The sequence below is a fragment of the Variovorax sp. WDL1 genome, from assembly GCF_001541225.1.
GTDB lineage: Bacteria > Pseudomonadota > Gammaproteobacteria > Burkholderiales > Burkholderiaceae_C > Variovorax.
The window spans coordinates 1-15271 of sequence record NZ_LMTS01000151.1 but is presented as its reverse complement, the minus strand read 5'-3'; the positions used below and the strand labels follow the sequence as shown (position 1 = coordinate 15271).

Annotated in this window: 11 protein-coding genes; 2 read left to right on the top strand and 9 right to left on the bottom strand. The window is 69.2% G+C overall.

Annotated elements, in window-relative coordinates; genetic code table 11:
• Positions 1-160: 160 nt before the first annotated feature.
• The 9 genes from APY03_RS20105 to APY03_RS20065 all read right to left on the bottom strand — a co-directional run bounded on the left by APY03_RS20105 (position 161) and on the right by APY03_RS20065 (position 10067).
• A complete protein-coding gene (locus tag APY03_RS20105) occupies positions 161-1207 on the bottom strand; it encodes a DUF7064 domain-containing protein (RefSeq protein ID WP_068679434.1) in 1047 nt (348 codons plus the stop codon).
• 14 nt (positions 1208-1221) lie between these two features.
• On the bottom strand, positions 1222-2424 hold the full coding sequence (locus tag APY03_RS20100) for an acyl-CoA dehydrogenase family protein (protein ID WP_068679432.1): 1203 nt from the start codon (positions 2422-2424) through the stop codon (positions 1222-1224).
• On the bottom strand, positions 2414-3343 hold the full coding sequence (locus APY03_RS20095) for an SMP-30/gluconolactonase/LRE family protein (RefSeq protein ID WP_068679430.1): 930 nt from the start codon (positions 3341-3343) through the stop codon (positions 2414-2416). Before APY03_RS20095 ends, APY03_RS20100 begins: the two co-directional genes overlap by 11 nt.
• Before the next feature lie 37 nt (positions 3344-3380).
• Positions 3381-4094 carry an ABC transporter ATP-binding protein gene (locus APY03_RS20090; protein WP_068679428.1) on the bottom strand — a complete coding sequence of 238 codons (714 nt, stop codon included), beginning with the start codon at positions 4092-4094 and terminating at the stop codon, positions 3381-3383.
• Entirely contained in the window at positions 4091-5890 is a 1800-nt protein-coding gene (locus tag APY03_RS20085; RefSeq protein WP_162487125.1) for a branched-chain amino acid ABC transporter ATP-binding protein/permease, read from the bottom strand. Before APY03_RS20085 ends, APY03_RS20090 begins: the two co-directional genes overlap by 4 nt.
• 62 nt (positions 5891-5952) lie before the next feature.
• Entirely contained in the window at positions 5953-6819 is an 867-nt protein-coding gene (locus tag APY03_RS20080) for a branched-chain amino acid ABC transporter permease (protein WP_068679424.1), read from the bottom strand.
• A gap of 18 nt (positions 6820-6837) precedes the next feature.
• A complete protein-coding gene (locus APY03_RS20075) occupies positions 6838-7953 on the bottom strand; it encodes an ABC transporter substrate-binding protein (RefSeq protein ID WP_068679422.1) in 1116 nt (371 codons plus the stop codon).
• 42 nt (positions 7954-7995) lie between these two features.
• Positions 7996-9015 carry an NADPH:quinone oxidoreductase family protein gene (locus tag APY03_RS20070; RefSeq protein ID WP_162487126.1) on the bottom strand — a complete coding sequence of 340 codons (1020 nt, stop codon included), beginning with the start codon at positions 9013-9015 and terminating at the stop codon, positions 7996-7998.
• Positions 9012-10067 (bottom strand): phosphotransferase, encoded by a 1056-nt coding sequence (locus APY03_RS20065; RefSeq protein WP_068679420.1) that lies wholly within the window; start codon positions 10065-10067, stop codon positions 9012-9014. Before APY03_RS20065 ends, APY03_RS20070 begins: the two co-directional genes overlap by 4 nt.
• Positions 10068-10140: 73 nt before the next feature.
• Between APY03_RS20065 and APY03_RS20060 the strand changes: the two genes are divergently transcribed.
• Positions 10141-11109 carry a Bug family tripartite tricarboxylate transporter substrate binding protein gene (locus tag APY03_RS20060; RefSeq protein ID WP_068679418.1) on the top strand — a complete coding sequence of 323 codons (969 nt, stop codon included), beginning with the start codon at positions 10141-10143 and terminating at the stop codon, positions 11107-11109.
• Positions 11110-11331: 222 nt separating this feature from the next.
• A partial coding sequence (locus tag APY03_RS20055) for a DUF6531 domain-containing protein (RefSeq protein ID WP_157103436.1) occupies positions 11332-15271 on the top strand: 3940 nt, incomplete at its 3' end.

The window sequence follows — 15271 nt, the reverse complement described above, 5'->3', positions numbered from 1 at the left end:
TGACTCGCCCGCCGGGGCGAAATCCCGGCCCCAGCCTCAAACCAACAGCAAGGTACGAATCAGGCGACCGCATGCCCCCACTCCAGCCCTCCCCCGCAGGGGCAGGAAGCAAAGTCACGCTCATGCAAAGGCCTCGACGATGCACACGTTCAGCCACGCATCACGCCGCCAACGCCCGCCGCTCCGAAATCGGCACCCCGTCTTCCATCACATCGCAATACTCCGTCATCCCCAGCACGGTGCGCCCTTCGCAGCTGTACTCCGTCAGGCTCTCCGTGATTCGCGTATAGCTCCCCGAATCGCCCCCGCCCACGCGCCGGTGCCGCAGCGGCACGGTCGTGAGCACGCGCCCTTTCACCACATAGGTCTGGCGCTCGGTGGTAACCCAAGCGGTGAGCCCGCGCGGAATCCACGCAGCGTCGTACTCGGTCTCGATGCGCCCGTCGATGACGGGCTCGTAGACGCCGTCGCGCAGCACGTTGCCGCTGATGCGGTCGGGCCCGCCCTCCGGCCGCCCCTTGATCGACAACAGGACCCCGAAGTCGCGCGAGAAGGTGAGGGGCAGCCACTTGTACCAAAAGAAGCTGTGCCAATGGCGCGGCCCCCACGACTTGTCGCGGTAGCCCGTGCCGCCCGCGAGCTCGTGCCTCACGCCATCCACCGTGATGTGCCCTTCGACGGCCATGTTCTGCTCGGTGTGGCCGCGGTAGACCGCATGCTCCGGGTCCAGCACGATGGGTCGGCCCTCCATGTCGACGATCTCGCCGCCGTGCATGGGCGACACGCCCTCGAAGTCCAGCGCGATCGACGCGGGTCGCTTGGGGTAGCGCTTGAAGGCGGCGCTCGGGTCGGCCATGGCGAGCGGGTCGTCCATCAGCAGCAGTTCGCCGTCGTAACTCACGCGGTGGCGCTTGAACGGCTCGATCACCTCGAAGCGCATGCCGCCGGCGGCCAGCTGCGCGTTGTCGGTGATGGAAGGTCGGCCGTACATGAAGCCCACGCGGCCGTCGGGCAGGTAGACACAGCACGTCATCTCCGCGTGGCCCTCGTTCGGGCGGTTGCCGATGCGCACCCAGGCGCCGATGCGGCGCGCAGAGTCGAAGGCATTGAAATACATGCTCTCGTTGTAGTTGCCCGCCGCTTCCGGCGGGTGGGTGTATTCGTCGCGCGGGTCCAGCTTGAGACGGGTGTTGGGCGGCATGTACATGGGGAGGGGTCCTTTCAATGGTCGGCCAGCTCGAGGCGGGCGATCTGGTTGCGGTGTACTTCGTCGGGTCCGTCGGCGATGCGCAGGCCGCGCGCCTGCGCATAGGAGCGCGCGAGGATGAAGTCCTGCGACAGCCCCGCCGCGCCGTGGACCTGGATGGCCCAGTCGATCACCTGGCAGGCCATGGACGGCGCGGCGACCTTGATCATGGCGATCTCCTTGCGCGCGCCCTTGATGCCCACCGTGTCCATCTTCCACGCGGCATGCAGGGTGAGCAGGCGGGCCTGGTCGATCAGCACGCGCGCCTGTGCGATGCGCTCCATGGTCACGGTCTGGCTGGCGATCGGCTTGCCGAAGGCGACGCGCTCCTTCGAGCGCGCGCACATCAGTTCGAGGCAGCGCTCGGCGCGCCCCACCAGGCGCATGCAGTGGTGGATGCGCCCCGGCCCCAGGCGGCCCTGCGCGATCTCGAAGCCGCGGTCCTCGCCCAGCAGGATGTTCTCCACCGGCACGCGCACGTCCTCGTACACGACTTCCGAGTGGCCGTGGGGCGCGTCGTCCCAGCCGAAGACCTGCAGGTTGCGCACCACGCGCACGCCCGGCGCATCGCGCGGGATCAGCAGCATCGACTGCTGGCGGTACTTGTCCTGGCTGGCCGCGTTCGTCTTGCCCATGAAGATGATGAGCTCGCAGCGCGGATCGGCGATGCCGGAGGTCCACCACTTGCGGCCGTTGACCACGTAGTGATCGCCGTCGCGGCGGATCTCCGCCTCGATGTTGGTGGCATCGGAGGACGCGACCGCCGGCTCGGTCATCGAGAAGCACGAACGGATGCGCCCGTCCAGCAGCGGCACGAGCCAGCGCGCCTTCTGTGCCTCGGTGCCGTAGCGGGCCAGGATCTCCATGTTGCCGCTGTCCGGCGCGGCGCAGTTGAACACCTCGGGCGCGATCGCGCAGCGCCCCATCAGCTCCGCGAGCGGCGCGTAGTCGCGGTTGTTCAGGCCGGCACCGTGCTCACCGTCGGGCAGGAACAGGTTCCACAGCCCCTGCGACTTCGCGCGCGCCTTCAGCGCCTCGATGATCGCCGGCACCTGCGCGTGCCCGCCGGCCTGCGATTGCTCATGGACCTCGCGCTCGGCGGGGTAGACGTGCGCCTCCATGAAGGCGGCGAGCTGCCCGAGCAGCGCCTGGGTTCGGGGAGAGTGTTCAAAGTCCATCGTGTGCGTAGAAGTGAGGCCGCAGTCCGGGACGCGGCCAGTCGAGGGCGGCGAGCCGGCCGGTGGAGGACAGCGTGACGTACGCAGTCCTCATGCCGGGGCCGCCGAAGCAGAGGTTGGTGGTGAAGCGGTCCGGCAGCGGCACGTGCTCGATCGAGCCGCCGTCGGGCGAGATGACGGTGATCCCGCCGTTGAAGAGCGTTGCCACGCAGATGCGGCCGTCCTCCTCGACGGCGAGCGAGTCGAAGAGCTGGTAGCCGGGCAGGCCCGCGACCAGGGTGCCGCCATGTGGCGCCTGCGAATCGGGCGCGCGCGCAACCTGTCCCGGCCCGATCACGTCGAAGGCCCAGAGCCGGCCTGGCGCGGTCTCGGCGACGTACAGCCGCCGGCCGTCGGGCGACAGGCCGACGCCGTTGGGCGTGTTCATCGGAAAGATGACTTCGCGGCACTCGCTGCCGTCGGGCCGCGCCCAGCAGACCGCGCCGTGGTCCATGTCGCGTTGGCGGCGCTTGCCGAGGTCGGAGAACCAGAAGCCGCCGTCGGCGCCGAACACGATGTCGTTGGGCCCCTTCAGCGAGGCCTTGTCGCTGTGCGTGTAGAGCACTTCGGCGCGGCCGGCGCGCAGGTCGACACGCTCGATGCAGCCGCCCGCATAGTCCGCTGGCTGCAGGCCGGGCGTCTGCGTGCCGTCGGGGTGGCGGTGCCATTCGAAGCCGCCGCCGCCGCACACGTAGCAGGCGCCATCGGGCCCAATGGCCGCGCCGTTCGGCCCCGCGCTCGTCTTTGCGACCGACTCGCACCGGCCATCGCCGAACACGCGCGTCAGGCGCCCTGCCGCGATCTCCACCACCAGCAGCGAGCCGTCCGCCAGCACCACGGGGCCTTCGGGGAAGTCCAGGCCTTCGGCGATCGTTCTCACGGGGCTCTCCGGGTCAGGTTCATGGTCGTCATGTCCTCTACAGGCCCAGGTAGGCGGCGCGCACGTCGGGGTGCGCCGCGAGTTCGCTGGCGCTGCCGCCCATCACCACCTCGCCGTTCTGCAGCACGCAGGCGCGGTCTGCGACGGCCAGCGCCATCTCGGCGTTCTGCTCGGCCAGCAGCACCGAGACGCCGGTGGAGCGGATGTGGCGGATGAAGGCGGCGATCTCCTGCACCACCAGCGGCGCCAGCCCCAGCGTGGGTTCGTCGAGCATCAGCACGCGTGGCTGCGCCATGAGCGCGCGGCCGATCGCCAGCATCTGCTGCTCGCCGCCGGAGAGCGTGCCGGCGAGCTGCTGCCGGCGCTCGCGCAGGCGCGGGAACCAGCGGTTCACGTTCTCGCGGCGTTCGCGCCGCTGGGCGATATCGCGCCCCAGGTCACCGAGGTCGAGGTTCTCCTCCACCGACAGCTCGGGAAAGACGCGCCGGCCCTCGGGCGACAGGGCCAGGCCGGCGGCGATGCGTTCGCGGGTGGGCAGCGTCTCGATGCGCTTGCCCCCGAGCGTGATCGCACCGGCCGCCTGGGTCACGAGGCCCAGCAGCGTATTCAGCAGCGACGACTTGCCCGCACCGTTGGCGCCGATCAGGGCGACGATCTCGCGTGCGCCGAGTGCCAGGCTCACGCCTTCGAGCGCGCGCGTCTCGCCGTAGCGCACGGCGAGCGCATCGACGTGCAGCAGCGGCGCCGTCATGCGGCGAGCTCCTCGACGGGCGCGGGCGCGGTGCCCAGGTAGGCCGACACCACCTCCGGCATGCGCGTCACCTCGCCCGGCGCGCCGTCGGCGATCTTCACGCCGTGGTGCAGCACGATCACCCGGTCCACCACCGACATCAGCATCTTCAGGTTGTGGTCCACCACGATCAATGTCATGCCCTTGTCGCGCAGGCCCCGCAGCACCTTGGCCAGGCGCGCCGCCTCGACCTGGTTGAGGCCCGCGGCCGGCTCGTCGAGCAGCAGCACGCCGGGCTGCGCGGCGAGGGCCATGGCCACGCCCAGCAGCTTCTGCTCGCCGTAGGGCAGGCTGCCGGCCACCTCGTCGCGCCGCGCCAGCAGTCCCACCTCGGCCAGGCAGCCCAGGGCGTGCGCCATGCGCTCGCGCTCGCGCGCGCGCCAGCCGGGCGTCCGCAGCAAGGCGCCCGCGAAGCCGGGCGGCCGGTGCATGTGGCTGGCGATGGCCATGTTGGTGGCGACGGTCTGGCCGGCGCACAACGCGGTCTGCTGGAAGCTGCGCACTACGCCCAGCCGTGCGACGCGATGCGCAGGCCGCCGCGCGATGTCCAGGCCGCGCACGCGGATCGTGCCGGCACTGGCGGGCAGGAAGCCGCCCAGCATGCTCAGCAACGTGGTCTTGCCGGCACCGTTGGGGCCGATGAGCCCGAGGATCTCGCCCGCGTGCACGTCGAAAGACACGTCCTGCACCGCCTTGAGGCCCTTGAAATGGCGGCTCACGCCCGCGACTTCCAGCACCTTGCCGGCCTGCCGCGCCCGCGCGGCCAGCGGCGCGGGGGCCGGCAGCGCGGCCGAGGCCCGCCGCAGCCGCGCGGCGTGCCAGCGCCTGGACGCGGGCCGCGCCGCGAGCCAGCCGACCAGGCCGCCCGGCAGCAGGCGCACCACCAGCAGCAGCAGGAGAGCGAAGGCCGCGAAGTTGAGATCGCCGAGGAAGCGCAGCCCTTCGGGAATGATCGCGAACAGCGCGCCGCCGAGCATGGGCCCCACCAGCGTCGCCTTGCCGCCGAGGATCACGCCCAGGATGCCGGTGGCCGAATGGCCGACGCCGAGCAGCGAGGGCGACAGCACGAAGACCTTGGGGACCAGCAGCGCACCCGCCAGCGAAGCGAGCCCGCCCGACAGCGCGATGTTCAGCACGCGCGAGCGCGCGGTGGCGATACCGAGCGACTCGGCGAGCGCGGGTGCCTCGCGGATCGCCGTCCAGCCGCGACCGGTCGCGCTGTCGCGCAGGTTGCGCAGCAGCACGAAGGAGACCGCCAGTGCCGCGACCACCGCGAACAGGTAGCCCTGCTGCGCAGTCCAGCCCACCCGCTGCGCCAGCGGCAGGGGCGAGACCGTCACCATCAGCCCCATGGGGCCGCGCGTGAGGTCGACCCAGTTGACCACCACCAGCACCAGGATCTCGGCCACCACCAGCGTGGCGATGGCGAAGTAGGCGCCGCTCAGGCGCGCGGAGACGATGCCGATCAGCGCGCCGAGCAGCAGCCCCGGGACGATACCCAGGGGCACCGCGGCCCAGTAGTTCCATCCGAGCTGCGCGACCAGGATGCCGGCGGTGTAGGCGCCCAGTCCCAGGAAGGCCGCGTGCCCGAAGCTCACGTAGCCCAGTTGGCCGAAAGTCACCGACACGCCGAGGACGAAGATCGCGAGTACGCCGGCATAAGCCGCCACGTCCAGCAGGTAAGGCGAGCGCAGCACGCTCGCCAACAGCGCCGCGGCGACGATGCCGAGCGCGGCGTCGAGCAGGGTCCGGCTCATGGATATGCCTTCGCCCTTGCCTTCGGCTGCATTGCCATCTGCCATGGGAACGGCCCGGCGGCTCATCGCGCCGCTCCCGCGAGTCCCTGGGGCCGCACGAGCAGCACCAGCAGCATCAGCGAGTACACGGCTGCGGCCGCCAGCCCTTCCTCCAGGACCAGGCCCAGCATCGCCTCGAGCACGCCCACGCCCAGCGCGCACAGGACCGCGCCGCGTGCGCTGCCCAGGCCGCCAAGCACCACGATCACGAAGGCCTTGATCAGTACCGCCTGGCCCAGCATCGGCGAGTAGGAGGTGATCGGCGCGAGCAGTGCCCCCCCGAGCCCGCCGACCGCGGCGGCGAGCAGGAAGGCCCGGGTGCCCACCTTCTTGACGTCGATGCCCACCACGCGCGCCGCATGCTCGCTCTGCGCGAGCGCGCGCATCTCCACGCCGAACCGCGTGCGGCGCGCCAGCAGGTCCAGCAGCACCAGCGCGGCGATGCTCGCGCCGATGACGAACAGCCGCTGCGCGCTGAGGCCGGCGCCCGCGAGCTCGAGCCGGCCCTGCAGGCCGTCGACGCGCGCCGGCGCCGGGCCCCAGACCGACAGCACGGCCTGCTTGAACAGCACGCCGACCGCGAAGGTGGTGAGCAGGATGTCGGTGCGGCCCTCCGCGCGCCGCAGCAGCGGCGACACGGCGAGCGCGTCGAAGATCCAACCGACCACGGCGCCGACCAGCATGGCCAGCGGCACCGCGGCGAGATAGGGCAGGCCGAGCAGCTTGTTCGCCAGCACCACGGTGAGGGCGCCGAGCATCACCACTTCGCCATGGCCGAAGTTGATGATGTGCAGCACGCCGAAAGCGAGCGTGAGGCCGAGCGCGATCAGCGCATACCCGAAGCCGATGGACAAGCCGTTGAGCAGCTGCTGGAGCAGCGCGTCGGTCATGGCGGGGTCTCTGTGGGTTCAGTCGCCGACGGTGATCTTCCCGTCCTTGACCTCCAGCACGACCCACTTCTCGGAGGTCGCCTGGTTCGCGGGGAAGCGCAGCGTGCCCCGCGGAGAATCCCAGCTGCCCTGGCGCAGGGTGGCGGCGAGCTTCGCGGTGTCGGTCGCGGTGCCGGCGGCGCGGATCGCCTGCCCGAGCACCCACATGCTCTCGAACCCGAGGAAGTCCACCTTGCTCGGAACCACCTTGTACTTCGCCTGGTAGGCGGCGACGAACTTGCGGTTGGTCTCGTTGGCCATGGTGGGTGCCCAGATGTCCATCGTGAAGGCGCCCTCCGCGGCCGGGCCGGCGACCTGCAGCAGCGACGGCGTCACCGAGCCGGGCAGGATGCAGCGCTTTGCCTTGACACCCGCTTCGGCCAGCGTGCGCAGCAGGCTGCCGCCCTGCTCGGGCGCCGAGAAGGCCATGCACACCACGTCCGGGTTGGCCGACTTCACGCGCGAAGCGAGGGTGCTGAAGTCCGTCTGCTTCAGGATCTCGTACAGCTCGGTGGCGACCACCGCGCTGCCGAAGGCGCCCTTCATGCTGGCGATGATCGAGCGGCCGTAGTCGCCGTTCTCCACCACCACGGCCATGCGCTGCGGCTTCACCTTGTCCTTGAGGTACTGGTTGAAGACCTCGCCGTCGGTGGCCACCAGCGGGTTGAAGCGGAACGCCCGGTCGTACTCCGTGACCTGCGGCGCCTTGGTCACCGCCGCCAGGAACAGGGCGCCGCCCTGCTGGGCGACCTGCGTCACGCCCAGCGACACCGCGGTGTTGATGGCGCCCACGATCACCGGGACCTTGTCTTCGCTCAGCAGCTTGCGCGCCGCGGCCACGGCGTCGGCCGGCTGGTAGTTGTCGTCGTACACGACCAGCTTGAGCGGGCGGCCGTCGAGCACGCCGCCGCCGGCGTTGATCATCTCGGCGGCGACCTCGGCGCCGTTGCGGCCCTGCTGGCCGAGCATGGTCTTGATCGGGTAGAGGACGCCGATCTTGACGTCCTGGGCGGCAGCCGGCGCGGCCGCGAGCAGGCCCGCGAGCGCGCATGCGGCGAGCCCACGCCCTGCGGCGCAAGAAAGAAAGCTACGCATCGAATGTCTCCTTCATGGTTATGCCGTTGATTTCCTGGATCTCTACCGTCGCAACACCGAGGCCTGCTGATGCGGCACGCGCAGCCAGGCCTTGCCCACGGTGGTGCGGCCTTCGAGCGCGGCCAGCGCCTCGCGCGCCTGCTCGAAGGCGAAGGGCTGGCCGGGCATGAGCCGGATGCGGCCTTCGGCATGCCAGTCGTACACCTCGCGCGTGAGGCGCGCGGCCAGTGCGATGTCGCGCTTGCGCACTTCGCCCCACAGCACGCCCACGGCGCTGGCGTTGTGCAGCAGCAGGCGGTTGGCCGGCAGCTGCGTGAGCGCGCCTCCCGCGAAGCCGATGACGAGGTAGCGCGCGCCGAAGGCCAGGCAGCGCAGGCTCTGCGCGCCCACCTCGCCGCCGACCGGGTCGTAGATCACGTCGGCGCCGCCGGGGGCCAGCTTGCGGAAGGCGTCGACCCAGCCGGGATCGCCGTAGTCGAGCGCCGCGTCCGCGCCCGCGTCGAGGCAGGCCTGCAGCTTCAGCGCGCTGCCGGCGGTGGCGATCACGCGCGCACCCAGCAACTTGCCCAGCTGCAGCGCGGCACTGCCGACACCCCCCGCGGCCGCGTGCACGAGCAGCGTCTCGCCGGGCTGCAGGCGGCCCGCCGTGCGCAGCGCGAAGAGCGAGGTGGGGTAGTTGCTGCGCAGTGCCAGCGCATCGCCGGGGTCGATGTCCCCTGGAATCGCGATGGCCTCGGTCCGCGGCACCAGCGCGTACTGCGCGAAGCCGCCCTGCCGCGAGGAGCTCGCGATGCGCGTGCCCACCGCGAGCTCGCCTCCCTCGCCCTGCACGATCGTGCCCAGCACTTCGGAGCCTGGCGTGAACGGAAGCGGCGGCTTGACCTGGTACTTGCCGCGCACGATGAGGGTGTCGCCGAAGGCAATGCCGGCGGCATCGACGCGCACCAGGTACTGGTCGGGTCCGGGGCGCGGCAGATCGATGTCGCGCAGGTGCATCTCGCCGCGCTCGGTGATCTCTTCGACGCGCCATGCGCGCATGGTGGGGGGCAGTTCCTGGGTCATCGGGTCTCCTGGGCGGCCTGCCATCCGGCCTCGGCGGTGGCCTGCACGCGCGCCGCCACGGCGGCGGCGCGGCTGTTGGCGGCATTGCCGTCCAGCGCGCGCCGGGCCACGCCCTGCTGGATGGCAGCGAGGCGGAACATGTTGAAGGCGAGGTGGTAGTGCCAGTGCGCGATCGGCGCGTCGGCGCGGCCGCTCGCGCGGCAATAGTCCGCCACGTGGCCGGCTTCGGTCGGGACGCCCTCGGGCAAGGCGTCGAGCCCGGCCAGCGTGCGGTGCGTGCCGAGCTGCAGCCGCCATGCGAGGCAGTGATAGGCGAAGTCCACCAGCGGGTCGCCGAGCGTGGAGAGCTCCCAGTCGAGCACGGCGACGATGCGCGGCTCGCCGGCGTGGAACACCAGGTTGTCGAGGCGGAAGTCGCCGTGCACGATCGAGGTCGCCTCCTGCGGCGGCACATGCGCGGGCAGCCAGTCGATCAGCCGCTCCATCGCATCGATGCGCGTGGTCTCGCTCGCGCGGTACTGGCGTGTCCAGCGGTCGAGCTGTCGCGGCACGTAGCCGCCCTCGCGCCCGAAATCCGCAAGGCCGCGCGCGCGCCAGTCCACCGCGTGCAGCGCCGCCATCGCGCGGGCCATCTCGGCGTAGTGCAAACGCCGCTCTGCGGGAGTCATGCCGGGCAGTGTCTGGTCGGTGAGGATGCGGCCCTCCGCGAAGTCCATCAGGTAGAAGCTGCTGCCCAGCACGTCCGGGTCTTCGCACAGCGCACGCGCGCGAGGTACCGGCACGCCGGAGCCCTCCAGCGCGCGCAGCACCCGGAACTCGCGCTCCACCGCGTGCGCCGAAGGCAGCAGCACGCCCGGCGGCTTGCAGCGCAGAACCAGGCGCCGCGCGCCCGCATCGACGATGAAGGTGGGATTGGATTGGCCGCCTTCGACGCGCCGCACGCGCAAGGCGCCGTCGAAACCGCCGAGCTCACGGCGGATGAACGCATCGAGCGCGACAAGCTGGGCCGTGTCGAGCCCCCCGGCCGCGGCAGGGGTGGATGAATTGTTCACTTTGTTGTTTAATCTATGGTTGAACCAATGATGATGCTATATCAATCAAGTTCAGCACACAAGGAGACAACTCATGACATTCACACGCCGCCAGGCCCTCGCTGCCGCTCTCGGATCTCTTGGCGCGGGCGCCTTCGCACCCGCATGGGCGCAGCAGTCCTTTCCCTCGTCGGTCATCAAGTTCGTCATCCCCACGCCGGCGGGCGGTGGGCACGACACGATGATGCGGCTCATCGGCCAGAAGCTGACGGAGGCCTGGAGCCAGCCCTGCGTCGTCGAATCCAAGCCCGGCGCGAGCGGCGCCATTTCCGCCGCGTCGGTGGCGCAGGCGCCGGCCGACGGCCACACCGTCCTGGTGGGCTACAGCGCGCTGCTGAGCAACACCGTGCTCAACCCCAAGCCCGGCTACCGGCTCGAAGACCTGCAGCCGGTGGGCATGCTGGCGCTCACGCCCATCGCGATCGGCATTCGCGAGAGCCTGCCGGTGTCGACCCTCAAGCAATACGTCGCGCTCGCGAAGACGCGGCCGGGCAAGATCTCCTATGGCTCCTACGGCCCGGGATCGGGCGGTCACTTCGTCGGCGAGCTGTTCAACATGGCCGCCGGCATCGACACCGTGCATGTGCCCTACAAGGGCGAGGCGCCGGCGCTGCAGGACCTGCTGGGCGGGCAGATCGATGCGGCCGTCGTTTCGGTCGGCGGCGTGAACCGCTATCCGGGCAAGATCAAGCCGCTGGCCGTGGCGAGCGCCACGCGCTTTCCCGCCTACCCCGACGTGCCGACCTTCGCCGAGCTCGGCTACCCGCAGGTCGACATGCCGGGCTGGGCCGCGGCCTTCGTGCCGGCCAAGACGCCCAAGGCGGTCGTGGACAAGCTGACCGCGGAGATGAGCCGCATCGTGATGCTGCCGGACGTGCGCGCCAAGCTGCTGGAACTGGGCTTCGAGCCGGTGGCGTGGAACGCCGACAAGACGCGGCGATTCATGAAGGACCAGCTTGCGTTGACGCAGAAGCTGGTGGATTCGGGACGGGTGAAGCTGTAGGGCGTTGATGCTGCTGCCCGTCGGCGGATCGTGCCGCGACTTTGTGCAGCATGCACTGAGGGAGCCGGCACGTGGTGCGCCGATCGAGCTCGAAGTCATTCGAGGCGGCACTCCTAGCACGCTCCCAACGCACATTGTTTGAACTTTCTTCTGCCGCAGGGATGGGAGAGGCGTGGCTATGATGCGCGCCACTAACAATCCATCCGAAGCGGGGAGGAAACGATGGCATCTGCCACCTTGGGGCGCTTCTTTGCGTTCTTGCTCGCGCTGAGCAAGTCTGTTCAGTTCAGGCGACGTCTTCCGGGCTTTGTGTGTGACACAGGGCACAGCGCTGCATCGCGCGAATGGCTTGAGGAAGCCCGAATGGCAATGTGCCTCCTCTTTCTTGCCTTTCGACAGCTTGCAGGCCTTGTCGGGCGGCGCCTCGCTCTCGTCGCGATCGTTCCGATCTGCCTGTGCATGGCGAGGGAGAGTCATGCACAGGCATCGGCCTGCTACCTTCACGATCAGATGCCTCGGGCCAGTGCCAGCTTCTTCACTTCGAAGGAGGCCACCTGTGCCGATCGGCTCCAGATCGCACAGAACCCGCCGCCGGGTTCCTATTGCACCTGGCCGGGTTCGGTTTGCAATGTCTATGTATCGGTTCAACCGGCGAACAATCAATGTGTCTTCACTGCCGTCAACCCGATAACTCACGTTTCGCACCTCGAGTACGGCCCACTGCTGACCTGCACAACCCCGATCGCTCCTGAGCCCCCGTCCGGCGGGCAATGCAACGGCGCAACGGTCGGGCAGCCCATTCTTCCTGCCACCGGCGAGAAATACCGCTCCGAGGTTGACTACGCAGACGAGGGGCCAGCCCCGCTCACATTCGCTCGCACCTATCGCAGCAGCTGGGGCGCCTATCCGTCGCGTTCGACGATGCCGCTGGGCCGGGCCTGGTCGCACAACCACAGCGCCAGTCTCGCCTTCAACGCCAATGGCACCGTGGTCACCGTCACCAGCCCCGAGGGTTACGGTCGCACGTTCCTGTACAGCTCCGGGCCTGTCACCTGGAATGCCAACAACAGCGCCGACACCTTGATCCAATCAGGCTCGACGTGGATCTATCGCCGAGCGGACGACGGTCGGACCTTGCGCTTCAGTAGCGCCGGCAAGCTCCTCACCTCCACGGCTCGCAATGGCTGGATCACCTCGTACACGTACAGCCCGGAGGGGCGACTCGCCACCATCGGAAATGCGTTCGGCCGGACGCTGACGCTGGGCTACAGCGGGATGGGCCAACTCGTCGCCGTCACGACCCCCGACGGCCGCATCCTCAGCTATGCCTTCGACACCTCGGGGCGCCTCTCCACCGTCACGTATCCGGATGGAAAGAGCCGAGGCTTCGTGTATGAGGATGCCGCAGTGCCTCAAGGCCTCACCGGCATCTTCGACGAGACCGGTGCTCGCTGGGGCAGCTTTTCCTACGATGCCCAGGGGCGCGCCAGCACAACTGAACTGGCGGGCGCTGCAAGTGCCTACAGGGTCAGTTATCCATCCGCGAGCGCGGCAACGGTCATCGACCCGCTGGGTACCGCTCGCAACTACAGCTACGGCACTGCCAAGGGCAAGTTGGCCGTCACAGGCGGCTCGCTGCCTTCGGGCAACGGCGAAGGCGATGCCGCCTTGCGCGTCCACGATGCCAACGGCCTGGTCACCAGCGAGACCGACTTCAACGGCGTCAGGACCGACACCACCTGGGATGTCGCGCGCCGCCTGCCGAGCTCAGTGACTCGTGCGGTGGGCACCCCCGAGGCCCAGACGGTCACGACGCAATGGCATGCCACCTTCTCCCTGCCGGTGCTGGTGACCGAGTCCGGCCGCAGCACCGCCTATGCATACGACGACAAGGGCAATGTCCTCTCGCAGGCCATCACCGACACCAGTTCGTCTCCCAACACCACCCGCGCCTGGAGCTGGACCTGGAACGCACAGGGCCTCGCCGCCACCGAGACCGCCCCCAACGGCGCCGTCACCACCTTCGAGTACGACCCCTCCGGCAACCTGGTGAAGTCCACCAACGCCCTGGGCCACGCCACCCAGTACGGCTACGACAGTGCCAACCGTGTCACCAGCACCACCGCCCCGAACGGCGTGGTCACCACCTACACCTGGGACGCCCGAGACCGCCTACTCACCAAGACCGTCGGCGGCCAGTGGATCACCACCCTGACCTACAAGCCAACGGGCCTGCTCGAGACGCTGACCCTGCCCACCGGCTTGGTGCTGACCTATTCGTACGACGCAGCCCACCGTCTTACCGGCTGGAGCAATACCCGCGGCGAGAGCGGCAGCTACACCCTGGACGCGATGGGCAATCGCACGGCCGAGCAGATCAGGAACAGCACCGGCGCCGTCGCCTGGATGGCAGCGCGCACCATCAACAACCTCAACCGCCTCACCGCCAGGACCGACGGCCCCAACCAGACCAGCACCTTCGCTTACGACGCCAACGGCGAACTCATCACCGAGACCAACGGCCTGAACCAGAGCACCCGGTACGGCCTGGACCCCTTGCGCCGCACCAAGGCCATCACCAACGCCGCCAACGCCACCGCCACTCTCGCCTACAACGCGCTGGACGCCGTCACCCAGGCCAGCGACTTCAAGGGCGTGGCCACCAGCTACGCCCGGGATGCCCAGGGCAACGCCACCTCGGAGAGCAGCGCCGACATCGGCACCAAGAGCACCCAGTACGACGCCATGGGCCTGCCGAGTTCCATCACCGATGCCCTGGGCCAGGCCACCCAGATCCAGCGCGACGCCCTGGGCCGTCCGACGCTGATCACCTTCGCCGACGGCAAGACCACCACCCTGCGTTACGACCTCACGGCCAGCAGCAAGGGGTACCTGTCCGAGATCGTCGACCGCAGCGGCACCACCACCTACAGCCGCGACGCCTTCGGCCGTGTCATCGTCAAGACCCAGGCCCTGGCCAGCGGCCTGACCCAGCAGGTCGCCTACAGCTACACCGCTGCCGGCCAGCTCGCCGGCATCACCTACCCCAACGGCAACGTGCTGCTGCACGATTACGACGCCACGGGCCGCCTGGTGCAGCTGAGCTGGAACGGCAGCCCGCTGGTCACCGGCATCGCCTGGAACCCGATGGGCCAGCCCACCGCCTGGAACTGGGCCTTCGTCCCGGGGCTGGTTGCCAGCCGAAGCTATGACACGGCCGGGAGGATGACCGCCACCGAATTCGCCAACTACGTGTACGACGCGGCCGGGCGCATCACCAGCCTGACGCAGAACCTGTTCCAGCCGGGGGACAGCGATCCGATGCACAGCAGCATCGCGAGCGCGAACACCACGTGGAGCGTGAGTTATGACGCCGTGGGCCGGATCACCGGGTTCAATGCCACGGGAAGCCAGACGAGCTTCGGGTATGACGCCAATGGGAACCGGAACGCGAGCACGAAGACGCTCAATGGCCAGACCACGAGTCGCAGCTACACGGTCAACAGCGGCAGCAACCGGCTCGATGGCTTCGGCCAGACGGTGGGCGGCACGAGCACCCAAGTGGCCTACACGTACAACGCCAACGGGGATCTGACCAGCGATGGCCTGAGGACCTACAGCTACAACGCCGAGGGAAGATTGAGTGCGGTCACCACGGGGGCGACGGACACCAGCCCGACCACCCGGTACGCGCACAACGCGCTGGGGCAGCGGGTGTTCAAGACAGAGCCGTTGTACCCACCTGCCGAGGGCGATGAAACGGAGCCGGGATTCTTTCAAAGCTTGATCAGCTTCTTCACAAAGCTCTGGGGACCGAACACGACCGATGCCGAGAAACTGGGCTTCGCGTTCATGTACGACGAGGACGGGACATTGCTCGCGGAGACCGGCATGGGCGGAGCCAACAGCGCGGGCAGCACGCAGTACATCTCACTGCCGACCGCCGGTGGGCCGATGCCGGTTGCAGCGGTGATCAATGGCCAGATCTACGCGGTGCATTCGGACCACCTCAACACGCCGAGGAGGCTGACCGACAGCAACGGCCAAGCGGTCTGGCAGTGGGCGTACAGCGCCTTCGGTGACACGAAGCCCACGACGGCACACCACAGGTTTGCGGACCTCGATGTCACGCCGAATCCTGGCGTCACGAGCTTTGCTGAGT

Excerpts from the sequence above, each read along its gene's own strand:
- APY03_RS20105 (WP_068679434.1), bottom strand. The coding sequence starts at position 1,207 with ATGTACATGCCGCCCAACACCCGTCTCAAGCTGGACCCGCGCGACGAA.
- APY03_RS20100 (WP_068679432.1), bottom strand. The coding sequence starts at position 2,424 with ATGGACTTTGAACACTCTCCCCGAACCCAGGCGCTGCTCGGGCAGCTC.
- APY03_RS20090 (WP_068679428.1), bottom strand. The coding sequence starts at position 4,094 with ATGACGGCGCCGCTGCTGCACGTCGATGCGCTCGCCGTGCGCTACGGC.
- APY03_RS20085 (WP_162487125.1), bottom strand. The coding sequence starts at position 5,890 with ATGAGCCGGACCCTGCTCGACGCCGCGCTCGGCATCGTCGCCGCGGCG.
- APY03_RS20080 (WP_068679424.1), bottom strand. The coding sequence starts at position 6,819 with ATGACCGACGCGCTGCTCCAGCAGCTGCTCAACGGCTTGTCCATCGGC.
- APY03_RS20075 (WP_068679422.1), bottom strand. The coding sequence starts at position 7,953 with ATGCGTAGCTTTCTTTCTTGCGCCGCAGGGCGTGGGCTCGCCGCATGC.
- APY03_RS20070 (WP_162487126.1), bottom strand. The coding sequence starts at position 9,015 with ATGACCCAGGAACTGCCCCCCACCATGCGCGCATGGCGCGTCGAAGAG.
- APY03_RS20060 (WP_068679418.1), top strand. The coding sequence starts at position 10,141 with ATGACATTCACACGCCGCCAGGCCCTCGCTGCCGCTCTCGGATCTCTT.